The 22,464-nt window shown below is 68.2% G+C and carries 19 protein-coding genes; 9 read left to right on the forward strand and 10 right to left on the reverse strand.

Annotated elements, in window-relative coordinates; genetic code table 11:
• Positions 1-75: 75 nt before the first annotated feature.
• Positions 76-1,164, forward strand: coding sequence for an alkene reductase (locus A9J21_RS17590; protein WP_066737908.1), 1,089 nt, complete (start codon positions 76-78; stop codon positions 1,162-1,164).
• Between the two features lie 52 nt (positions 1,165-1,216).
• Here the strand turns inward: A9J21_RS17590 and A9J21_RS17595 are convergent, their stop codons facing one another.
• Positions 1,217-2,278 (reverse strand): Rieske 2Fe-2S domain-containing protein, encoded by a 1,062-nt coding sequence (locus A9J21_RS17595; protein ID WP_404851391.1) that lies wholly within the window; start codon positions 2,276-2,278, stop codon positions 1,217-1,219.
• A gap of 422 nt (positions 2,279-2,700) precedes the next feature.
• On the opposite strand from A9J21_RS17595, the gene A9J21_RS17600 reads away from it, so the two are divergent.
• A complete protein-coding gene (locus tag A9J21_RS17600; RefSeq protein WP_066737971.1) occupies positions 2,701-4,605 on the forward strand; it encodes a PAS domain-containing sensor histidine kinase in 1,905 nt (634 codons plus the stop codon).
• Between the two features lie 278 nt (positions 4,606-4,883).
• Here A9J21_RS17600 and pdeM read toward each other — a convergent pair whose 3' ends face one another.
• Genes pdeM through A9J21_RS17625 form a run of 5 tightly spaced genes read right to left on the reverse strand, consistent with a single transcriptional unit; the run spans position 4,884 to position 11,342 of the window.
• Positions 4,884-5,576, reverse strand: coding sequence for a ligase-associated DNA damage response endonuclease PdeM (pdeM, locus tag A9J21_RS17605; protein WP_082926486.1), 693 nt, complete (start codon positions 5,574-5,576; stop codon positions 4,884-4,886).
• The gene (locus A9J21_RS17610; RefSeq protein ID WP_082926487.1) at positions 5,573-8,272 is read right to left on the reverse strand and encodes a ligase-associated DNA damage response DEXH box helicase; all 2,700 of its coding nucleotides are present in this window, start codon (positions 8,270-8,272) and stop codon (positions 5,573-5,575) included. The genes pdeM and A9J21_RS17610 overlap by 4 nt, the downstream gene beginning before the upstream one ends.
• Positions 8,269-9,948: an ATP-dependent DNA ligase gene (locus A9J21_RS17615; RefSeq protein WP_066737918.1), complete on the reverse strand. Its 1,680-nt coding sequence runs from the start codon at positions 9,946-9,948 to the stop codon at positions 8,269-8,271. Before A9J21_RS17615 ends, A9J21_RS17610 begins: the two co-directional genes overlap by 4 nt.
• Positions 9,945-11,063 carry a ligase-associated DNA damage response exonuclease gene (locus A9J21_RS17620; protein WP_066737919.1) on the reverse strand — a complete coding sequence of 373 codons (1,119 nt, stop codon included), beginning with the start codon at positions 11,061-11,063 and terminating at the stop codon, positions 9,945-9,947. Before A9J21_RS17620 ends, A9J21_RS17615 begins: the two co-directional genes overlap by 4 nt.
• 6 nt (positions 11,064-11,069) lie before the next feature.
• A complete protein-coding gene (locus tag A9J21_RS17625; RefSeq protein WP_082926488.1) occupies positions 11,070-11,342 on the reverse strand; it encodes a hypothetical protein in 273 nt (90 codons plus the stop codon).
• Positions 11,343-11,621: 279 nt separating this feature from the next.
• On the opposite strand from A9J21_RS17625, the gene A9J21_RS17630 reads away from it, so the two are divergent.
• Genes A9J21_RS17630 through A9J21_RS17655 form a run of 6 tightly spaced genes read left to right on the forward strand, consistent with a single transcriptional unit; the run spans position 11,622 to position 17,244 of the window.
• Complete coding sequence (locus A9J21_RS17630; protein ID WP_066737920.1) at positions 11,622-12,473, forward strand: STAS domain-containing protein; 852 nt, start codon at positions 11,622-11,624, stop codon at positions 12,471-12,473.
• A gap of 15 nt (positions 12,474-12,488) precedes the next feature.
• Positions 12,489-12,848 carry an STAS domain-containing protein gene (locus A9J21_RS17635; RefSeq protein WP_066737922.1) on the forward strand — a complete coding sequence of 120 codons (360 nt, stop codon included), beginning with the start codon at positions 12,489-12,491 and terminating at the stop codon, positions 12,846-12,848.
• Position 12,849: 1 nt separating this feature from the next.
• Entirely contained in the window at positions 12,850-13,260 is a 411-nt protein-coding gene (locus A9J21_RS17640) for an anti-sigma regulatory factor (RefSeq protein ID WP_231906962.1), read from the forward strand.
• 28 nt (positions 13,261-13,288) lie between these two features.
• Positions 13,289-14,281, forward strand: a complete 993-nt coding sequence (locus A9J21_RS17645; RefSeq protein WP_066737923.1) for an ATP-binding SpoIIE family protein phosphatase — start codon at positions 13,289-13,291, stop codon at positions 14,279-14,281.
• Between the two features lies 1 nt (position 14,282).
• Positions 14,283-15,284, forward strand: coding sequence for a sensor histidine kinase KdpD (locus A9J21_RS17650; RefSeq protein WP_231906963.1), 1,002 nt, complete (start codon positions 14,283-14,285; stop codon positions 15,282-15,284).
• Positions 15,274-17,244, forward strand: a complete 1,971-nt coding sequence (locus tag A9J21_RS17655; RefSeq protein ID WP_066737925.1) for a response regulator — start codon at positions 15,274-15,276, stop codon at positions 17,242-17,244. Before A9J21_RS17650 ends, A9J21_RS17655 begins: the two co-directional genes overlap by 11 nt.
• Positions 17,245-17,300: 56 nt before the next feature.
• Here the strand turns inward: A9J21_RS17655 and A9J21_RS17660 are convergent, their stop codons facing one another.
• From A9J21_RS17660 to A9J21_RS17675, 4 genes are all read right to left on the reverse strand, one after another.
• Positions 17,301-17,561 carry a hypothetical protein gene (locus A9J21_RS17660; protein WP_066737927.1) on the reverse strand — a complete coding sequence of 87 codons (261 nt, stop codon included), beginning with the start codon at positions 17,559-17,561 and terminating at the stop codon, positions 17,301-17,303.
• Positions 17,562-17,798: 237 nt separating this feature from the next.
• Positions 17,799-18,839: a hypothetical protein gene (locus tag A9J21_RS17665; protein ID WP_231906964.1), complete on the reverse strand. Its 1,041-nt coding sequence runs from the start codon at positions 18,837-18,839 to the stop codon at positions 17,799-17,801.
• Positions 18,840-18,921: 82 nt separating this feature from the next.
• Positions 18,922-20,205: an LssY C-terminal domain-containing protein gene (locus A9J21_RS17670; RefSeq protein ID WP_066737932.1), complete on the reverse strand. Its 1,284-nt coding sequence runs from the start codon at positions 20,203-20,205 to the stop codon at positions 18,922-18,924.
• Positions 20,202-21,494 carry an LssY C-terminal domain-containing protein gene (locus tag A9J21_RS17675; RefSeq protein WP_082926489.1) on the reverse strand — a complete coding sequence of 431 codons (1,293 nt, stop codon included), beginning with the start codon at positions 21,492-21,494 and terminating at the stop codon, positions 20,202-20,204. Before A9J21_RS17675 ends, A9J21_RS17670 begins: the two co-directional genes overlap by 4 nt.
• Before the next feature lie 262 nt (positions 21,495-21,756).
• On the opposite strand from A9J21_RS17675, the gene A9J21_RS17680 reads away from it, so the two are divergent.
• The gene (locus A9J21_RS17680) at positions 21,757-22,317 is read left to right on the forward strand and encodes a YSC84-related protein (RefSeq protein WP_066737936.1); all 561 of its coding nucleotides are present in this window, start codon (positions 21,757-21,759) and stop codon (positions 22,315-22,317) included.
• Positions 22,318-22,464 lie beyond the last annotated feature (147 nt).

Below are 22,464 nucleotides of genomic sequence, written 5' to 3' on the forward strand. Positions count from 1 at the left end.
TAGCGATATTACCGTGCGCTGCTATGCTTTCGATACTTTCATTTTGCAAGCTATATAGCCCAGCCGCATAAGCTTATGACTACCCTCTTCGACCCGCTCCAGATTGGTGACCTGCATCTGCCCAATCGTATCGTGATGGCCCCGTTGACGCGTCTGCGCGCGGCCGATCCGGTACATGTGCCCAATGCCCTGATGGCCGAGTACTACGCGCAGCGCGCCAGCGCCGGCCTGCTGATTTCCGAAGGCGTACCGGTGTCGCCCGATGGCGTGGGCTACCAGAATGTGCCGGGCCTGTGGTCCGACGAACAGGTGACCGGCTGGAAGCAGGTGACGGACGCCGTACACCGCGCCGGTGGCCGTATCGTGGCACAGCTATGGCACGTGGGCCGCATTTCGGACCCGAGCCTGCTGGATGGCCGTACGCCGGTGGCGCCCAGCGCGATCGCGGCCGGCGGCAATGTCAGCCTGCTGCGTCCGCAGCGCCCGTTCGTGGTACCGCGCGCGCTGACCGTGGAGGAAATTGCCGCGGTCGTGACCGATTTCGGCCGTGCCGCAGCCAATGCCAGGGCCGCCGGGTTCGACGGCGTGACGATCCACGCCGCCAACGGCTATCTGCTGGACCAGTTCCTGCAGGACGGCAGCAATAACCGCACCGATGCCTATGGTGGATCGGTCGAGAACCGCGCCCGCATCCTGCTGGAAGTGGCCGACGCCGTTACCGCCGTCTGGAGCCCCAACCGCGTGGGCGTGCACCTGGCGCCGCGTTCGCCGAGCCATTCGATGAGCGAAAGCCAGCCGGCGCAGACGTTCGGCTACGTGGCCCAGGCGCTGGGCCAGCGCGGGCTGGGATTCCTGTTCGTGCGGGAAACGCCGGGCGAAGGCGCGCTGCTGCCGCAGCTCAAACAGGCGTTTGGCGGCGCGATCATCGCCAATGACGGGTTCGACCAGGACGCCGCCCAGGCCGCGCTGGACAGCGGCAACGCCGACGCGGTGGCATTTGGCCGCGCCTATATTGCCAATCCGGATCTGGTGGATCGCCTGAAACAACGTGCCGCGCTGAACGCGGTGGATCCCGCCACGCTGTACGGCAGCCCGGGCGCGCCGGCCCAGGGCTATACCGACTATCCGACGCTGACTCAGGCCATCCAGGCCGTCCAGGCCTGAGGCCGCCAGCCGCCCAGGGGCACCCGGGTGTCTGGGTGCCTGGGATGGCGCTTCAGCCCGGGCCGGCCGGCACGGGCTGGATCGGAATCACGGTGCGGCCGCCGCACTGGCGCAGCAGGTCGCGCAGTTCCTTGATGACCGGGAACACCTCGTGGTTCCAGTCCTCGCCCTGGCGGTCATGGGCGGCCTGCTCCATCTCCACGATCTCGCGGTCTTCCTTGAAAATCCGCTCGGTGAACCACACCAGCAGCGGCCATGCCGCGTCCAGCAGCAGCGGAATGCCGGGCCGGCGGATCGACAGCATGCCGAACGTGCGGTTGGTGCGCTGCGCGGCGTCCAGTGGCACGTAGACGATCCACAGGTCCATCACCAGCGTGCCGGAGCCCGAGCGGATCTGCAGCGTCTGGTACGGATAGCCGGTGCGCACCGTCATCACGTCCTTGTTGTTCTGGCCGCCATCCTTGCCGAACACCAGCGCCTCGCCCACGGGCTGCTTGCCGCCCTCGCGTTCGAACACGTAGTCCACCTCGACGAAGTCATCGCCACGGCGCCGGCCCAGCGAGCGCGCCCGCATCATGCCCATCTGCTTGCGGTGCAGGAACTGATGGTTCATGTCCATCAGGTTCTCGTGCATGAACGAGTAATGGCAATTGACCGCGCGGCCCAAGCGGCGCGTCTTGTACTTGGGGTCCGACACCGACGCAAACTCGGGCAGCGCCTTCTGGTCGGCCAGCCCCGGATCACCGGGAAACACGAAAATCAGCCCGGCCCGTTCCTGGCAAGGGTACGCACGCACGCCGTTGGGCAGGCGTTCCTTGCCCAGGTACGGCACGTCGATGCAGCGGCCGGTGCAGTCGTAGGTCCAGCCGTGATAGCAGCAGCGGATCGACTCCCCGTCCACCACGCCGGCGTGCAGCGGCACCTGGCGGTGCGCGCAACGGTCTTCCAGCGCGAACACCTTGCCGGTGGCCGTGCGCACCAGCACGATCGGGTCGCCTGCGAACGTCACGCCATGCGCGCGACCTGTCCTGACCTCGCGCGACCAGGCCAGCGGATACCAGAAATCGGGATGGATGGGCACGCGGCGCAGGTCGCGCGGCGGTGCTTCGGGCATGGTGGGCGGGACGGGCGACGCAGACCCGGCTGCAGCCGGGTCGGTGGCGAGATCGGCGGTACGGCGGTCAAGCGCAGACTCTGCATACATGCGGGACGTCTCCTTGGGTCCAGTCACTCGATCTCCGGCGCCTGAACGGCGCGGCGGGTACATCGGGCAGGAATCTTTCGAGTCTAACCCAATGCCGGCCGCCGGTCTGTCAGCTTTTATCCGACTGTCGACCCGTACGGCCCGGCCGGCGCGCCCGCCTTGCACCCGCGCTTCGTACGCCGGCGCGGCGCCCCCTCCGAAAGGGTGAGAAGCATCCTGACCGCTCGCCAGACGGCTGATTTGCAACACATTTGCGGCGGTCTCCGGCAAATGGCCGGTCTCGGGTTATCCTTTCAGACTACCAAACCAGAGACATGCCAGCCCCTCCGATCATGTCCCGTTCCGCCCACCCGCCACTGCCGCACCGCGACATCGGCGACGACGCCTCCTATCGCACCCTGGTCGAGTCGATCTACGACTACGCCATCTTCCGGCTCGACGCCACCGGACACGTCATGAGCTGGAATGCTGGCGCCGCCCGTATCAAGGGCTACAGCCGCGACGAAATCCTGGGTCAGCATTTTTCGCGGTTCTATACCGAGGAAGCCAAGGCGCGCCACTGGCCCGACACGGAGCTGGAGGTCGCTGCCCGGCTGGGCCGTTTCGAGGACGAAGGCTGGCGCGTGCGCAAGGACGGCACGCAGTTCTGGGCCAACGTGATCATCACCGCCCTGCGCGACGAGCACGGCAACCTGACCGGTTTCGGCAAGGTCACGCGTGACATGACCGCGCAGCGCAACACGGCCGAAGCACTGCGCCAGAGCGAGGAAACCTTCCGGCTGCTGGTCGACAGCGTCAAGGACTACGCAATCTTCATGCTCGACCCCGCCGGGCATGTCATGAGCTGGAACGCCGGCGCGTCGTATATCAAGGGCTACCGCCGCGACGAAATCATCGGCCAGCACTTCTCGGTGTTTTATCCGCCAGATGACGTGGCCGCCGGCAAGCCCGGCCGCGAGCTGGTCATCGCCCGCGAGCAGGGCCGTGTGGAGGACGAAGGCTGGCGTGTGCGCAAGGACGGTTCGCTGTTCTGGGCCAACGTGACCATCACCGCCGTCTACGACAATACGCGGGCGCTGCGCGGCTTTGCCAAGGTCACGCGCGACATGAGCGAGCGCAAGCGGCTTGAGGAACTCGAGCAATCGGAACGGCGCATGAACGAATTCCTGGCGACACTTTCCCATGAACTGCGCAATCCGCTGGCGCCGATCCGCAACGCGCTGACGGTGATGCAGATGCGCCCCGAAGACCCGCACGCCATGCAGAAAAGCGTGAGCCTGGTCGAACGGCAGATGGCCCACCTGACACGGCTGGTGGACGACCTCCTCGACGTGGGCCGCATCGCAGCCGGCAAGATCGATCTGCGCCTGGAGCCGGTTGACACGCGCGACATCATCGCGCTTGGGATCGAGGCCGCCGATCCGGCATTGGCGGCCAAGTCGCAGACCGTGACCGTGACCACCGACGCCAGGCCGTTACCGCTGCATGCCGACCGCACCAGGCTCAGCCAGGTCATGCAGAACCTGCTGCTCAATGCATCGAAATTTTCATCGCCGGGCGCGCAGATCGCCATCTCGGCGTCGATCCGCCACCGGACGCTGGTGATCCAGGTCATCGACCACGGCCGCGGCATTGCGTCCGGAGCGCTGGAATCGATCTTCAACCTGTTCGCGCAGGAAGACCGGCCCGGCAGTACCGCGCAGGGCGGGCTTGGCATCGGCCTGTCGCTGTGCCGCTCGCTGGTGGAAATGCACGGCGGCTCGATTGCCGCCACCAGCGAAGGCCCTGGGCTGGGCGCCACGTTTACCATCCAGCTGCCGCTGGCGGCAGCCGCCGCCACACCGGGCACGGACGGCGGCATGAGCCATGGCGGCGGCCACGAACGCCGCGTGCTGCTGGTGGACGACAACCGCGACGCGGCCGACAGCATGTCGATCCTGCTCGAAATGTCGGGCCACCATGTCACGATTGCCTACGACGGCATGGAGGCCATCCACGCCGCCGCGCGCGTGCGGCCCGACGTGGCCCTGATCGACCTGGCCATGCCCGGCATGGACGGCTTCGCGGTCATCCACGCGTTGCGCGGCATGCCAGCGCTGTCCGGCACCCGCTATGTGGCGCTGACCGGATTCGGCCAGGCCTCCGATCGCGAGCAGACCGCCGCCGCTGGATTCGACGTGCATCTGGTCAAGCCGGTGGAACTCGACATGCTGCTGAAGGTGATTGCCGGCGACTGATTCATGACCTGGCGGTACCGGACAGGCTTGCCCTCTCCCCCAGCCCCTCTCCCGCACGCGGGAGAGGGGAGCAAACCCATGCGGACCTCTCACCCACCGCAACCATTCGGGCATTGCGGGCTGCCGGGGTTCTGCCACCGCAAACATTCGGGCATTGCGTGCTGCCGGGGTTCTGCCACCGCAAACATTCGGGCATTGCGTGCTGCCGGGGTTCTCCCCTCTCCCGCATCGCGGGAGAGGGGTCGGGGGAGAGGGCCTGGCGCATCCGGTGCGAGATGTCATCCGCGCGGCAGCGCCCACACCCGGCCATCCCCCACCGGATAGATCCGTTCGCCCTCGCCCGGCCGCACCGTGGCGTGCCCGGTGAACGCGCCGAACGCCGGCAGGATCATGCCCCGCCCGCCCACCACGAAGCACGGCAGCCGCAATACGTCGGCGCCCGTGCCGCGCAGCACGCAGGCGGGATGCAGATGGCCGGCCAGCGTGTAGCCCTCGGTGCGTGCGCCCGGTTCATGGCACAGCGCGAATGGCGGCGCCACCAGCGGTTCGGGCACCACGCCAAAGCCCAGTTCGGGTGGCGGATCGCCGGCGTGGGTGTCATGGTTGCCCCGCACCAGCGTGCAGCGCACGCGCGACGGCATGGCGCGGCGCCAGTCGTGCAGGGCCAGCAGCACCGCCGCCGTGCGGGCGGCCCGCGCGTGCAGGAAATCGCCCAGAAACACCAGCTCCCGGGCCGGATAGCGCCGCGCCAGGGTTAGCAGCCGTGCCAGGTTGTCGGCCGTGGTGCCGTGGGGCACGGGCTGGCCCAGCGCCCGGAACGCCGCTGCCTTGCCGATATGGACGTCCGCCACCATCAGCGTGGCGGCAGCCGGCCACCAGACTGCATGCTCGGGCAGCAGCCAGAGCGTCTCGCCGGCCAGCGTCACGGCCTGGGCCCCCACTTCGTCCGCTGTCATGGCAGCCGGTGTCATAGCAGCGGCAGCGGCTTCGACGCCTTGCGCGGCCGCCGGGGCTTGCGCGGACCCGCAGGTCCGGCATGGTCGGCCATGCCGAAGCGTGCCAGTTCGGCCACGCGCGCCGCGTCGACGGCGGGCGGGGTGTCGTGCATCGGCCCCCGGTAGGTGCCACCCGTGCCGCCCCTGTCGCTGTCGGGCTGGGCGGCCGCCTGCTCCAGCTCCGCCAGCATCCGCGCGATACGGTCGGCCAGCTTCTCGGTGCTGAGCTTCTCGCGCAGGAACTCCACGATCAGCGGGAAGGCCAGCGGCGACGGGCGTTGCAGCGTGCGCAGGTCGAGCCGCCGCGTTGCCATGCGCTGCAGCGTCCCCGCCAGCCGGTGCGCGTCCAGTTCCTGCATCAGCACCTCACGCTCGGCCTGCCCCAACAGCAGGTTGCCAGGGTCGTGCTTGCGGAAGACCTCGTAGAACAGGCTCGACGATGCCTGCAGCTGCCGCGCACTGTGATGCGCGCCCGGGTAGCCCTGGAAGATCAGGCCGGCCACGCGCGCAATCTCCCGGAAACGCCGCAGCGACAGTTCGCCGGCGTTAAGGCTGCCCAGCACATCGGCGGCCAGGTCGCGCTGGCGCTCCTCGGCCAGCACCTGCGGCAGCCACCGGGCCCAGTCCACCGGCGCGGATGCCAGCAGTTCCAGCCCGTAGTCGTTCACCGCCACCGAGAACGTGGCCGGCACCTTCTGGCCCAGCCGCCATGCCAGCAGGCTGCCCAGCCCCAGATGCACCGAGCGGCCGGCGAACGGATACAGGAACAGGTGCCAGCCTTCGCGCGAATGCAGGCTTTCCGCCAGCAGCGTGCCGGGCGACGGCAGCGCAGACCAGCGCGCCTGCAGGGCCACGATCGGGGCGATCAGCGGCAGTTCCGGCGTGGTGGCGGGGTCCAGCCGGCCCGCCTGCACGGCATCTAGCGTTGCCACCACGGCGTCGGCCAGTTCGGTCGACAGCGGCATCTTGCCGCCGTTCCAGCGCGGCACGGACGGACGCTTGCCCGTGGCGCGCCGCACATAGGCCGTCATCTCCTGCACACGCACCAGTTCCAGCAGCCTGCCGCCGAACAGAAAGCAGTCGCCCGGCGCCAGCCGCGCGATAAAGCCCTCCTCCACGGTGCCCAGCGACGCCCCGCCGCTGCCCGCGCGCGTCCAGAAACGAACCTGCATCGACGCATCGCTGACGATGGTGCCCACGCTCATGCGATGCCGCCGGGCCAGCCGGCCATCGGGCACGCGCCAGACGCCCGCGTCGTCGGGCATCGCGCGGCGGTAGTCCGGATAGGCCGACAGCGTAGGCCCGCCCTGCCGCACGAAATCCAGGCACCAGCGCCATTCGTCGTCGGTCAGGGCACGATAGGCCCACGCCTGGCATACCTCGGCCAGCAGTTCGTCGGCCCGGAAGCCGCCGCCCAGCGCCACGGTCACCAGATGCTGGGCCAGCACGTCGAGCGGCTTGTCGGGCGATTCGCGTGCCTCGATGCGGCCCGCCTGGATCGCCATCCGCGCCGCCACCGATTCCACCAGTTCCAGGCTGTGCGTGGGCACCACGGTCACGCGCGACGCGCGGCCCGGCGCATGGCCCGAGCGCCCGGCCCGCTGCAGCAGCCGTGCCACGCCCTTGGGCGATCCGATCTGCAGCACGCGCTCTACGGGCAGGAAATCCACGCCCAGGTCCAGGCTCGACGTACAGACCACGGCACGCAGCGCACCATTCTTGAGGTTCATCTCCACCCATTCGCGCACGGCGCGGTCCAGCGAGCCGTGATGCAGCGCGATCTGCCCCGCCCAGTCCGGGCGGGCATCGAGCATGGCCTGGTACCAGATTTCGGCCTGCGAGCGCGTGTTCAGAAACACCAGCGACGTGCTGCTGGCCTCCAGTTCGCGCAACACGTGCGGCAGCATCGACAGGCCCAGATGACCCGCCCATGGAAAGCGCCCGGCGGCATCTGGCAGCAGCGTATCGATGATCAGCGTCTTGGGCGTATGGCCGTGAACCAGCACGCGGCGTGTTGCGGGAATGCCGGCCAGCAGCACATCGCGCGCGTGATCCAGGTTGCCCAGCGTGGCCGACAGCCCCCAGACACACAGGTCCGGCTGCCACTGGTGCAGCCGCGCCAGCGCCAGCTGCACCTGCACGCCACGCTTGCTGCCGATCAGTTCGTGCCATTCGTCGACGACGACCAGCCGCACGCGGCCCAGCGCCTCGCGGGCATCCGCACGGGTCAGCAGCAGCGACAGGCTTTCCGGCGTGGTGACCAGCGCGGTCGGCAGGCGGCGCGCCTGCGCCGCGCGCTCGGTGCTGCCGGTGTCGCCGGTGCGCAGCGCCACGGTCCAGCCCAGTCCCAGTTCGGCCAGCGGCGCCTGCAGCGCACGCGTGGTGTCGGTGGCCAGTGCCCGCATCGGCGTCAGCCACAGCACGGTCAGCGGCGGCGGTAGCGCACCGGCCCGCGCGGGCGGCACCGCGTAGGCCAGCAACGCGCCCAGCCATGCCGCGTAGGTCTTGCCGGTGCCCGTGGTGGCATGCAGCAGCCCGCTCTTGCCCGCGCCGATGGCCTGCCACACGGCGCGCTGAAAATCGAACGGCTGCCAGTGCCGCGCCGCAAACAGCGCGGGCAGCGATTCCGCCACGGGCGGGGCCTGGACGAACGGCGGATCTTCGGCGCTCATGCGGCGTCCCGGGCCGGCGCTGCCGGCAGCATGGCTTCGAGCGTATCGAGCGTGTCGGCGTCTTCCACCGGCTTGTCGGTGCGCCAGCGCAGCATGCGCGGAAAGCGTACGGCAATGCCGCTCTTGTGGCGCCCGCTGCGCGCAATGCCCTCGAAACCCAGCTCGAATACCTGCGTCGGCGTAACGCTGCGCACCGGGCCGAACTGTTCCACCGTGGTCCGCCGGACGATGGCGTCGACAGCGCGCATTTCGGCATCGGTCAACCCCGAATAGGCCTTGGCGAACGGCACCAGCGCGCGGTCGGGCGTGCCAGGCGGCGCGTTCCACACGGCAAACGTGAAATCGGTATAGAGGCTGGCGCGGCGACCGTGGCCGCGCTGCGCGTAGACCAGCACTGCATCCACGGTGTACGGGTCGACCTTCCACTTCCACCAGATGCCCACGTCGCGCGTGCGCCCCGCGCCATAGGCCGCGTCGGCAGCCTTCAGCATGAAACCTTCCACGCCCAGTGCGCGCGATGTGTCGCGCAGCCGGGCAAAGTGCGGCCAGTCGTCGGCCTCGACCAGCGGGCTCAGTTCCAGCGCCGGATGAATATGGTCGGCAATCACACGGGCCAGCTGCGCCCGACGTTCGGCCTGCGGCCGGGCGCGCCAGTCCTGGCCCTGCCATTCGAGCAGGTCATACGCCATCAGGATTGCCGGTGCTTCGCGCAGCAGCCTGGCACCCACGGTCTTGCGGCCGATGCGTTGCTGCAGCAGCGCGAACGGCTGCACCCGGCCATCGATCCAGACGATGATCTCGCCGTCGAGCACGGTGCCGTCCGGCAACCGCTGCGCGACCTCGGCAAGCTCGGGAAAGCGGTCGGTAATCAGTTCCTCGCCGCGCGACCAGAGCCAGGTCTGGCCTTCGCGCCGCACCAGCTGGGCGCGGATGCCGTCCCACTTCCATTCCACCTGCCAGCCCGCCGGGCCACCCAGCACGGCATCGAACGCATCGACCGGGGCCTGCAGCGGGTGGGCAAGAAAGAATGGATAGGGCTGGCCGCCGCGCGACTGCATGGCACCGTCTTCGCTCTCGGGCGCGATCAGGGCCAGGAAACGCTCCGGTGTGGGCGCGGCCTTGATGTCCGTATAGCCGACCAGGCGTTCGGCCACGCGCTTGGGATCGATGCCGGCCACCTCACCCAGCGCCCGCGTGACCAGCGGCTTCGACACCCCCACCCGGAAGCTGCCCGTGATGAGCTTGAACAGCACCAGACGGCCGCGCGCGTCGAGCGGCCGCCACAGGGCGTCCAGCGCGTCCATCAGCACCTCGGGCGGCTGGCCGCGCGCCAGGTCCCGCAGCGGCAGCACGCGCTGTTCCACCCACTCGGCCAGCCCGGCGGTATCGACGTGATCGGCATCGGGCAACAGCAAGGCGATGGTTTCGGCCAGATCGCCCACGGCCTGGTAGCTTTCCTCGAACAGCCATTCGGGCAGACTGGCCGCACGCTGCGCCAACGCACGCAGCGCGGCCACCGGAACGATCTGGCGCGGCTTGCCGCCCGCCAGGAAGTAGGCAGCCCACGCGGCGTCGGCCGGGGCGGCGCTACCGAAGTAGCGCGCCAGCGCGGCGAGCTTGGCCTTGCTTGACGTGGTGCCATCGAGCTCGCTGTAGAGATCCGCAAACGCCTTCACGTGGCACCCTCCCCCGCGGCGGCATCCGCTGCAGGCACCTCGGAAGCTGTCTCGGAAGCTGCCTCGGCGGCGGCGCCGGTGGCATCGTCGTCATCGCCAAACTCGGTGCGAAAGCCCTGCGCGTCGAGCCCCTGCTCGCACAGGTAGCGCACCATCACCGGCACGTTGCCATGGGTAACGATCACGCGCGGGGCACCGGTGGCGGCGATGGCCGACAGCAGGCCGGGCCAGTCCGCGTGGTCCGACAGCGCAAAGCCCCGATCCACGCCGCGCCGCCGGCGCGTGCCGCGCAACTGCATCCAGCCGCTGGCAAACGCGTCGGACGCATCGCCAAAACGCCGTAGCCACGTGGAGCGCTGGGCCGAAGGCGGCGCCAGCACCAGCGCCCGGCGCAGTGCCGGGCTGCGCGCGGGCAGGTCCGCCGTGGTCATGGTGGGCGGCAGGGCCACGCCGGCCGCGGCATAAGCATGGTTCAGCGTGACGATCGCGCCATGGGCGACGATCGGGCCCGGCATCGCCAGCGCCGCGCCTGCATGGCGCATCAGGCCGTTCAGGATGCGCTGGGCCTTGCCGAACGCGTAGCAGTACAGCACGCTGGCCCGCCCCGCCGCCGCATTGTCCTGCCACCACGTGAAGATCTCTGCCATCAGCGTGGACTCGGGCGGCCAGCGGTAGATCGGCAGGCCGAACGTGCTTTCGGTGATAAATGTGTCGCAGCGCACCGGCTCGAACGGCACGCAGGTGCCTTCCGGTTCGATCTTGTAGTCGCCCGAGGCCACCCAGACCTGGCCGCCATGCTCCAGCCGCACCTGGGCAGAGCCCAGCACATGACCGGCCGGATGCAGGCTCAGCGTCACACCGTGGTGCGTGATCCGCTGCCCGTACGGCAGGGTATCGAGCGATATCCCTGGCAGGCGCGCCAGCAGCACGCCCCGGCCGGGCTGTGCACACAGGTAGTGACCGTTGCCGGGCCGCGCGTGATCGGCATGGGCGTGCGTGATGACGGCCCGCGCCACGGGCCGCCAGGGGTCGATATAGAAGTCGCCGGGCGGGCAGTACAACCCTTGCGGCGTTGCCACGATCAGGTCCGATCCCATATGCGTCCTGATATCCATCCCGATTCAGCCGGGGGCGCCCTCCTGGCGCGAACCGCCGCCGCGTTGGGCGCGGCCGGCCTTGGCCTGGCCGCGAATATTGAGCAAGGCCAGCGCAAACTGCAGCACCACCAGCGCCCAGGCGCCGGTATGCCAGCCCCACCCCACCCACATCGCGTTGCTGGCAAGGAAGCACCAGAACCCCGCCTTGCGGCGGCGCGCCGACTCGCTGCCCACCAGCCAGGTTGCCAGCACGGTCACCGCCATGGCGGGCCATTGCAGCGCATCGAGCCAGTCCACAGTCACCCTCCGTCGTCCGATGCTCCAGACTAGGCCGGGGCGCGGGCCGCCGTCAGCCGGGGCGGTCCCGTTCCGGTGTCGGCGCATTCTCACAGGCCGGCACGGTGTTACGCATAAGGCGTCTCCATCGCTTTGCATCCGACAAGCCGATTTTGGTTGTGGCGTCAATCAGCCGGACGCCGATAGTGTGAGCTATGAATCTCTCCTAGAATGACTTGGATATTCTTCCTGCCGGCGCAGTCCTGCGGCTGGCGACCCCAACCCATCAAAGCGACGCCCATGCGCACCGAAAACCAGCGACTTGCAGACCTCCTGCGCGCCGAACACGAAAACATCCTGCGCGGATGGACGGTGGAATACCACAACTATGCCGAGGGCCGCGGCCTGACGCAAAACGTGGCAGCCGAACAGACTGCCATCCTGCAGGGCCTGGAAGCGGGCCTGCGCGCCGATGGCGACGCCGGCAACTTCAACACCGGCCCGTGGGGCACGCTGCGCGACACGCTGGCGCACCTGTCGCGCAACCGCGCCGCGCAGGGCGAGACGGCCGACGTGACCAGCGGCTTCGTGCTGGCGCTGAAGCGGCCGATCTTTGATGCACTGCAGCGCCAGGCCAGCGGCGTCGAAGGCCAGATCGACGTGATCTGGACCACCTCTGCCATCGTCGACCGCATGGCGCAGTGGACCATTTCCACTTACCAGAAGACGCGCGAGGAAATCATCGTGCGCCAGCAGCACGAACTGATGGAGCTGTCCACGCCAGTCATCAAGCTGTGGGACGGCGTGCTGGCGGTGCCGGTGATCGGCACGCTCGACAGCAGCCGCGCCCAGATGGTCATGGAATCGCTGCTCGAACGGCTGGTGGAAACCGGCTCCGAACTCGCCATCATCGACATCACCGGCGTGCCCACCGTGGATACGCTGGTGGCGCAGCACCTGATGAAGACCGTGACGGCCATCCGCCTGATGGGGGCGGACAGCATCATCAGCGGCATCCGCCCGCAGATCGCGCAGACCATCGTGCATCTGGGCATCGACTTGCAAGGCATCGTTACCAAGTCGACGCTGGCCGACGCACTGGCCGCCGCCATGCGCATGACGGGGCACACGGTGTCCCGCAACGGCAACTGACCCCGCGAGCGAGCCATGGAACGGATTCCAATCCTGCGGATGGGCAGGCACCTGCTTGTCACCATCCAGATCGACATGCAGGACCAGACAGCCCTGCAGCTGCAGGAAGACCTGGCAACGATGGTCGAGAAAACCGGCGCGCACGGCGTGCTGATCGACGTCTCGGCGCTGGAAATGGTCGATTCCTTTATCGGCCGCATGCTGGTCAGCATCTCCGACATCAGCCGCATCCTGGGTGCCACCACCGTGGTGGTGGGCATCCGCCCGGCCGTGGCGATCACGCTGGTGGAACTGGGGCTGTCGCTGGGCGGGGTGAAGACCGCGCTCAACGTCGAACGCGGCATGGCGATGCTCGACGCCGCCCGGGTGGCCTGACGTGGCAACCGAACTGGCCCAGACGGGCAGCGCGCCCATCGGCGACGAGCGCGACATCGTGCAGGCACGCGCCGTGGTGCGCACACTGACGGCCCAGCTGAAGTTCTCGCTGGTGGAGCAGACTAAGATGATTACAGCGGCCAGCGAACTGGCACGCAATACGATGGTGTACGGCGGCGGCGGCGAAATGCGCTGGGAAATCCTGGCCGAGGGCGCCCGGCGCGGCCTGCGCCTGCATTTCGAGGACCACGGGCCCGGCATTCCCGATGTCGAGCAGGCGCTGGTCGATGGCTGGACCACCGGCAACGGCCTGGGCATGGGCCTGTCAGGCACGCGCCGCCTGGTGAACGAATTCGAGATCCGCACGCAAGTTGGCGAGGGAACCTGTGTCAGCATCACTCGGTGGAAGTAGGAACCACGGGCCGCATCATGCGGTACCGATGGGCGACCCCAGCCGCGTGGGCGAAGCCCGGCGCCACGCCGCCGAGATGTCCGCGCGCCTGGGGTTCGACGCCATCCAGTGCGGCCGCCTGGCGGTGGCCGTCAACGAACTGGGCAACAACCTTGTGCGCCACGCACGGGGCGGCCGGCTGTTGCTGGCCGCGCGCGAGGTGGGCGGCAGCGTCGCCATCGAACTGATGTCGATCGACGACGGCCCCGGCATGGCGAACCTGCAGGCCTGCATGCAGGATGGCTATTCCACGGCCGGCAGCGCCGGCCAGGGCCTGGGCGCCGTAAGCCGGCTGGCCGACGATTTCGACGTCCACACGCAGGCCGGTATCGGCAGCCTGATCCTGGCCCGCTTCTACCGCGAGCGCGATACCCAGGGCAAGGCGCGACGTCCCAACGGCGGCTTCGCCGTGGGCGCGATCTGCCTGGCCGCACCGGGCGAGCAGGTCAGCGGCGACGGCTGGAGCGTGGCCGTATGCGATCATCGCGCCGACGTGGTGGTGGTGGACGGCCTGGGGCATGGCCCCGAAGCCGCCGAGGCCGCCACCGCAGCGCTGACCGTATTCGACCCGAACTGCGGCGGCAGCCCGGGCCCTTATGTGGAGCGCGCCCACGCCGCCCTGCGCGGCACGCGCGGCGCCGCCATTGGTGCCTACCGCATCGACGGTGGCACCCAGCGCATCCGCTTTGCCGGTGCGGGCAACATCATGGGCCGCGTGATTTCCGGCATCGGCGACCGTACGCTGGTCAACCAGAATGGCACGGCCGGCATCCAGATGCGCACAGTCCAGGAGCAGGAACTCGACTGGCCCTCGCATGCGCTGGTGATCCTGCATTCGGACGGCATCCAGTCGCGCTGGCAATTCGACGACGCCACCGTGCTGCAGCGCGACCCGTCCATCGTGGCCGCCTTCGTACTTTGGAAATTCAGCCGTGGACGCGACGATGCCACCGTGGTGGTGATACGCCGCGCGGAGATTTGAAATGAGTGCCCAGGACGCGATCCCGGACAACGCCATGCCCGACCAGCCCGACCAGCCCGAACGGCCCCGACAGCCCGCCCCCTCCTCGCCATCCGACAACGTGGCGACGCTGCGCGCCGCGCTGGATGCCCGCACGCAGGAGGTGGAGGCGCTGCGCGCCGAAATCGAGGAAACCAACCGCGGCGTGCTGGCGCTTTATTCCGAACTGGACATCCAGGCCGAGCAACTGCGCCAGGCCACCGAACTCAAGAGCCGTTTCCTGGCCTATATGAGCCACGAGTTCCGCACGCCGATCGTGGCGATCCAGAGCATCACCCGGCTGCTGATCGACCGCGTGGACGGCCCGCTCACGCCCGAGCAGGAAAAGCAGGTCGGGTTCGTGCGCGACACCGCCGCCGAATTCGCCGAGATGGTGGGCGACCTGCTGGACCTGGCGCGGCTGGAAGCGGGCCGGGTCGACGTGTCGCCCGCCTGGTTCGACATGGTGGCGCTGTTCGACGCGCTGCGCGGCATGTTCAAGCCCGTGCTGACCAACCCCGACGTGTCGCTGATCTTTGAGGCGCCGCACGACGTGCCGAAGCTGTTCAGCGACGACCGCAAGCTGTCGCAGATCCTGCGCAACTACATCTCGAACGCACTGAAGTTCACGCCCAGCGGCGAGGTGCGCGTATCGGCCATCTGCGACACCCCCGACACCGTCACGTTTTCCGTACGCGACACCGGTATCGGCATCCCGCCCGGCTCGCATGGCGAGGTGTTCCAGGACTTCGTGCAGATCGATTCGCCGCTGCAGCGGCGCTACCGGGGCTCGGGCCTGGGTCTGGCGCTGTCGAAGCGGCTGGCAGAACTGCTGGGCGGCCATGTTGGCTTCGAGAGCGAGGTCGGCGTCGGCTCGCGCTTCTACGTGACGCTGCCCACGACCTACGCCGTCGCAACGGCCGCAGGTGACGCCGGGCGACAGGCCGAACCGGCAACAACCTCCGGAGACGACCATGCCGGATGAAAACCGCAATGCACCCCTGCCCGGCGCCTCGGACCCGCTGGTGCTGGTGGTGGACGACAACCCGGTCACGCGCTACGCCACGGTACGCGTGCTGACCGCGGCGGGCTACCGGACGCTGGAGGCCGAAAGCGGCCAGGAGGCCCTGCAACTGGCCGATACCAGCGTGTCGGCCGTGGTCCTCGACGTCAACCTGCCGGACATCGACGGATTCCAGGTCTGCCGCACCCTGCGCGGCCGTCCCGAGACCGCAACCGTGCCCGTGGTGCACCTGTCGGCCACCTACGTCGCCGACTATGACAAGGTGCGCGGCCTCGATGCCGGTGCCAGCGCCTACCTGGTCCACCCGGCCGAGCCGGGCGTGCTGGTAGCCACCATTGCATCGCTGCTGCGTGCCAGCGCGGCCGAGCGCTCGATGCGCGAAAGCGAGGCACGCTTCCGCGCGATCTACCACCAGGCCATTGGCGGCATCTGCACGCTGGACCTGGCCGGGCGCTTCGTCGATGTGAATCCGGCCATGCTGACGCTGCTCAAGCGCACCGAGGCCGAACTGCTGGGCCAGCCCGTGGCCGCCTTCGCCCCGCCGTCGTACCGCGACCAGGTTGTCGAAGCCACCGGGCATGCGCAGGTGGACGGCTGGCAAGGCACGTTTCCGCTGGAGGATGCGCAGGGCGAGACCATGCACCTGGAGTGGAGCATTTCGGCGGTGCTGGAAACGGGCGTCAAGGTGGCCGTGGTGTCGAACATCACCGACCACATCAACCTGGAGCGCCAGCGCGAACAGCTGATCGAGCGCGAGCAGGCCGCGCGTGCCGCCGTGGAGCGGCTGAACCGCATGAAGGACGACTTCATCGCGATCCTGTCGCATGAACTGCGCAACCCGCTCAACGTGATCTCGGTGTGGGCCCACGTGCTGTCGCGCCATGTCGATTCCGAGGAAGGCCGGCGCGGGCTGGCCGCCGTGGAGCGCAACGTGGCGATCCAGCGCCGGCTGGTGGCCGATCTGGTCGACGTATCGATGCTCAACGTCGGCAAGATGAAGCTCGAACGCGAACGCGCCAATGTGGCCGAGGTGGTACGCGGCGCGCTGGACACGATGCAGGCCCAGGCCGCCGAGCGGCAGATCAAGCTGGAGCTGCACCTGGCCCCGGCCACGGCGGAATCGGCCTGGCTCGATGCCGCCCGCTTCCAGCAGATCCTGTGGAACCTGGTGTCCAACGCGATCAAGTTCTCGCCCGAGGACGGCACGGTGCAGATCGACGTGTCGTCCGACACCGACTACCTGCGCGTGCGCGTGATCGACAACGGACGGGGCATCCCGGCCGAATTCGTGCCGTTGCTGTTCGACCGCTTTACCCAGAGCGAGGACACGAACCGCCGCAAGCACGGCGGCCTGGGGCTGGGGCTGGCCATCGTCAAGCATCTGTCCGAAATGCATGGCGGCACGGTGCAGGCGTTCAGCGCCGGGGCCGGCCTGGGGGCCACGTTCGAGGTGATCATCCCGCTGACCGATTCGACCGCGCCGGAGATCCCGATGGCGGGCGACGACGTGCCGCCGCTGCAGCAGCCGGTGCCGCTGACCGCGCTGGACGTGCTGGTGGTGGAAGACGACGCCGATGCGGCGGCCGCGCTGTCCGCAATCCTGACCGACTACGGCGCACGCGTGCGCACGGCGCGCGATTGCGAGGAGGCGCTGGACGAGGTGGCGCGCGTCACGCCAGACCTGGTAATCAGCGACATCGGCCTGCCCGGCCGCGACGGCAACGACCTGATCCGCGAGATCCGCGTACGCGAAGCCGTGGAAGCGCTGCGGCGCGTGCCCGCAGTGGCCCTGACCGCGTTCACGCGCCAGCAGGACCGACGCTCCGCCCTGGAATCGGGCTTCGATGCGGTCTGCGGCAAACCGCTACGGCTGCAGGAACTGATGGACGCGATCGACGCGGCAATGGCCACGACGCCGTAGGCCACAGGAGCGCAGCGGCTTCAGGCAGGGGCACCCCAAGGTGCCCTTGCCGCGCTTCAGGCCGGCACGGGCTGCGGCCTTGCCGTGCGCCGTTCGCCCGGACCGAACAGGGCCGGGCGGGCCTTCATCTGGTCCAGCTGCCGCGCCAGCGCTGCCGTGGCGCCCTCCAGGTTCTCCAGCACGATCTGGTCTTCGTGCGGGTCCAGCCCGCATGCCCTGAGCTGTGCGACAACAGCCTGCTGCTTGGCAACCCTGGTCTGCAGATAATTGACGTACTGCTCCAGCATCACCGTGTCGCGTAAGGCATTGCGTACCATCGCGATCTCCTGATCTGTTTTCGGCTCACATCATGGTGTGACCCATCCCCTCTGACGCGCCAAAGATTACCGCAGTTGAGCGCGGGATGTATGTCCAGAAAGACACCTATACGGACACAATCAGTCACATGTTCGTTCCGGTAGATTGCCGTGGTGCCCGGACATATCCCGGTTACGGGCATTTCCAACAGCCGCGCCTTCCCTGGGCGCGGCATTTTTTTGCCCGGCTCAGGTGGCCTACCTGGAAGGCGGGCTTGCCAGGTCTTCCTCGACAAACCGCAGCAGCGCTTCGGTGAGGGCTTCGCGTGGATAGGCGTTGCGGGTCACGAACATGGCGCCGATGGTCGGGCGCGAGCGCGCGATCGGCACGGCCAGCGCCCAGTGATCCGCATTGACATAGCCCACCAGGGCGCTGCCCGGCACGATCTGGTCGTAGAAGATCATCTGGCTGTCGTTGCGGGCGTCGATGCGTGCCAGCTTGTCGTAGCTGGATTCAAGAATGGACGAGATGCGATCTGGCTCCGGGAATGTCACCAGCGAGTAGTAGCGCAGCCCGGTGGGCAGCGGGTGGTCGGCCAGCCATGCACGCCTTACCGCCGGCCGCAGGCTTTCCACGCCCCGGCCGTCGCCAGCCTCGCACTTCGAGCCCGGGAAATGCTGCAGCAGGTTGGCCTGGTACTGCTCGGCATCGTTGGCCAGTGGCGACCCGCCAACAGCGCCGGCTGCGCTGACCACGGCCACCACGCGGCTGCGGATTTCCGGATAGCCGACCACCGCCTCAAGGATATCCGGCGCCCCTTTGGAATAGCCGATCAGCACGACATACGGCCCGTCCGGCCCTTCAGGCAGCGCCATGACGGCATCGCGCACCTGGCGTGCGTTGTGGGCGGTGCCTGACAGCGCATCGACCCTGAGCAGCGCGGCATCGTAGCCGAAGTGCCGCACATGGGTAGCGACCGTGCCTGGAGGATCGAGCCACGGCTCGAAGCATTCGTAGCCGATGCCCGGCACGATCATCGCCATCAGATGCCGCCGCGACGGACCAAGATCCACCGGCTTGCCTGTGCCGGCTGGCTCCACGCCGACGCGCGTCAGCGCGGTTTCGCACGGCAGGTGGTCAGGCAATGCCTGCTGGCGGGTACTCAGGATGGCGCAGTAGATCTCGCGGAAGCGCCCGCGTGCGTCGCGCACGCCGGCACTGGCAGCCGGCGCCAGGATCAGCGGGGGCGTTTCGGTGGAATACGGCACCAGCGGCTTCGATGCACAGGCGGCCAGCATCAGGCAGGCGCAGGCCAACGCCCAGACCTGGGCGCAGCGTCCCGGCCATCCCCGCCGCGCGGGTCGCCCGACGACTGGCAGCCTAGCGCGTCTGCGCAGTGTCTTCGGCAGCATGCCGATCCTTTCCGACGGCATCGGTCGCCGCGGGCTTGCCAAGAGGCACCCAGTCCAGGATTTCCAGATCCGAAATGCTCAGGGGCCGGGTCACGAAGAACATCACCGCGCGCAGTCCGTCGGTAAAGTACTTCGCCCCGTTCAGGCTGCTGCGTTCCTGCTGCCGGCTGACCGGCCCGCCCCCGGCGACGAAGCCGAGCTTTTCCAGTCCTTCCGAGTAGATGCTGTCCTGGACGACCATGTTCCGGGCCTCGTCCACGTCCTCGTGCAGCACGGACTGCGCCGGAGCTGCCAACAGGCGGCCACCGGTTGGCCGGCCGATCTGCAGGACATAGACGGCCTGCCCCTCATAGCGAAACGGCGCCAGCCAGGCACGTATCCAGTTCGGCGACACCATGCCGGCTTGCCCCTGCTTGCGCAGGACCGCATCAGGCACGCGGCCGAAAACGTACTGCGCATCGTCGAACGGCTCCTGGTTGCGCCGGTAGTTCCGGCGCACCATGGCCGCCCCGAAGTCTTCCAGCCCGCCGATGGCCACGCCATTGAGCGGATCGCCGCTGTGCTGGCTGCTGGCGTCGGTGGCGCAGCATGGCAGGCGCTCCAGCGCGGCACGCAGCGACGCCAGGTCCTGGTAATCCACCGCCACCGGATCGGGGTAGGTAAACAGCGAGCGCGAGAAGTCCGGATCGCCGGAATCATCAGGCACCCTCAGGAACAGCGTAAAGACCACGAGGTGCTGGTTGCCAAGCAGATCCACGTTCAGCAGCTTGGTGCCGCGCGCGGGATTGGTGAATACAATGCCCGAGCGCGATTCGCCAGGCGGGATGGGGTTCCTGAATCCCACATGGTTGAACCAGTCGTCGATTTTGGCATTCGTGCCGCCGGTGAACCACCCGTGCAGCGACCAGGCAACTTCGAGTGGCGAGAAGTAGTCGGGATCGGTCCCGGTACGCAGCAGTGCCAGTGACTGGGCCGTACCGTTGTGAACCTCGATCCAGACCGGCTGCACGCCGACCGCACCGATATTCGCGCCCAGCAGCCGATGGCTTTCCAGCTTGCTCGGTACCGTCGCGCTCAGCGTGACGCCGTCCTTTGTCATGCTGACTGCCCGGGCGCGCAACGGCTCGTCGCCGCCTTCGGCGGGCCGTCGCCAGGTCGAGCATCCCGCCAGCACCAGCAACAGCAACAGGCAGGCCGCCATTGCCAGCCCCTGTGCAGCCGGCCAGCGCCGGACACGCGGGGCGGCGATCATCGTCCCACCCCGACACCAGTTCCGCGGCGCCCGTCCGGCTCATGCTGCCCGTGCGTCTCATGCCAGCTGAATCGCCGGATCGCCGACAGCGACACGGGGCGCTGGTAGAACACCATCACCAGGCGGTCGCCATCCGTGTAATAGGGATCGGTAGTCAGGTTCTGGCGCGGGGCCTGCGGCGGGGCCAGGCCAACGCCGCCCACGTATCCGACCACGGCCAGGCTCTGGGAGTACGCCATGTCTTCGGCCAGCGCCGTGCGCGCCTCGTCAACGTCGGGATCGATCTTGTGGGTGGTCAGCGTGGGCGAATGAATCGTCATGCGGCTGCCGATGTCGCGGCTGATCTGCCCCACCCATACCGGCTTGCCCTGATAGCGCAAGGGGCTCAGCCAGAGCCTCAGGTGGTTGCGCTGGTGAACCGAATCGCGCGCCTTCTGCAGCGCCAGATCCTGCGGGCGGCCGAACAGGTAGAGATCGCTGACCGGTGCATTCAGGTAGCGCTCGCCGGAAAGTGCCGACGTCACCACGCGCATGATGGCGCCCGACCATTTCGTCTCGGTCGGACGCCAGCCACGCCGCACCAGGGCCGGGAAGGCATCTTCTAGGCCGCCCACGATGATCAGGTTCAGCGGGTCGCCATTGCGCGAGCCGTCGCCGTTGGTGGCGCAGCATGGCAGTGCCTCCAGGGCAGCCCGGAATGCCTCGTCGTCGTCGACATGGCGGAGCGCCTCGGCAGGATAGATCTCGCGCTTGAACACCTCGCTGGTCTGGTAGTCGCCCCGGAACCCTGGCACCACTGTGAACACCGAGAACGTGCGCGTGCGGCCGTCGGCTGCCAGGTCGATCTGCACCAGCTTGACGCCTTCCTCGAGGCTGGTCAGCACCATGCCCGACACGGTCTGGCCGGGTGGCACCGGGTTGCGGAACGCCAGTTCCGCAAAGCGCTCGCGAAGCTGGCGTTGCGCGTCGGGGCGCTGGTTCGCGGCGAACGCTTCGGCGGCCTCGGAGCTAGGGACGAAATTCGGATCGAGCCCGGGAAACAGCAGGTAGTACGGCCGGTCGTCGTCGTTGTGGACCTCTACCCAGACCGGCTGCGTGGCCTTTTCGGCCAATGGCACGCCATACAGTTCGGCGCTCTCGCGCGCCGACAAGACCGAGACGGCCACGCTCACACCGCCATCGGCACGCGTGACGGCCCTTGACCGGAAGTCACCCACCGCGTCCTGGCGCTCGGGGGCCGCACAGGCCACCAGCGCCATCAGCATGCAAACGGTAGCGGCAGATTTCATGGCTGACGCGGCGAACGCGAAACCGGCTGTCACGGGATCGAAGCAGCCCGGAAGCTGGCCGCTTCAGGGCCAGATTGCCGCACCGCTTTCCATCGTCTAGTCTGGGATACGTTCCCGCGTTTCACAAGAAAGAGGTGCCCGCCGGGCGCACGACAGTACGGTGAATCAGGGGACCGAAAGCGAACAACCTATGCGTTGCACACTGGCCGGCGCTGCAAAAAGCAAGGGGCCTGGCGCCCCGATACGAAGAAAGGGGGCAGCAATGAATCGAAGAATCGCCATCCTGACAATCCCCGCCCTGGTCGCGGTACCCGCGATCGCACTGGGCGCAAGCAAATCCGAAAAGCAGGCCGAGGTGCGCAAGGCCGCGCAGAAGGCGCTGGATGCGCTCTACAAGGCCCAGCCGTCGGCGCGCAGCGCCGTGTCATCGGCGGCCGGCTACGCGGCTTTCAGTAATTTCGGCATGAAGATCCTGCTGGCCGGCAGCGGCACCGGCGAAGGCATCGCCGTGAATAACAAGACCAAGGCCTCGACCTACATGAAGATGGTCGAACTCCAGGCGGGCCTGGGCATTGGCGTCAAGAAATTCCAGCTGGTCTGGGTGTTCGAGAAGGAAGCCGCGCTGAACGACTTCATCCAGTCAGGCTGGACGTTTGGCGGCCAGTCGACGGCTGCGGCCAAGGCCGGCGACAGCGGCACCGCGTACCAGGGCGCACTGGCCGTGGGGCCCGGAATCTGGCTCTACCAGATCACGGACAAGGGCCTGGCGCTGGAACTGACCGCCAAGGGCACCAAGTACTACAAGGATGACGATCTGAACTAAGCCGCTACAGAAAAGCGGCTGGCTTGGGGCTGCGAGACCGGGCCCGGGGGGCCCGGGGGAGACGCCTGTCTGGTCGGGACGATTCCGATCGCCCCGATCGCCCCGATCGCCCCGATTACTTCAGCAAGCCACGCCCAACCACGAGCC

It is taken from the genome of Cupriavidus sp. D384, assembly GCF_001652915.1.
Lineage (GTDB): Bacteria > Pseudomonadota > Gammaproteobacteria > Burkholderiales > Burkholderiaceae > Cupriavidus.